The following is a 269-nucleotide window of genomic DNA, read 5'->3' on the forward strand; positions in this document are numbered from 1 at the left end:
GGGTTGTGCTTGTTGGCGCGCACGACCATCGCCATGGCGTTCCAGCGCATGTAGGCGCGCAGGCGCTCCTCGATCTCGATGTTGCCGGGGAAGCGTTCTTCCTGGTCGGTCGGGATGGTGTTGACGTAGGCCGTGTTGGCCGAGAACGGCACCTCGATGCCGGCCTGGCGGGCGTGGTCGATCAGCGTCTCGAGCAGGAAGTGGGCGCGGTCGCCGCCCTCCTCGCCGATGACGGACGAGAGGGCATCCAGCCACTCACGGGTTTCCGT

General features: G+C 66.9%; 1 protein-coding gene. It reads right to left on the bottom strand.

Going from position 1 to position 269, the window contains the following annotated elements:
• Window positions 1–269 (bottom strand): hypothetical protein (locus ACZ6JE_RS15230; RefSeq protein ID WP_464319486.1); only part of this gene is annotated, 269 nt, incomplete at both ends.

Source organism: Frigoribacterium sp. AC759 (assembly GCF_979256015.1).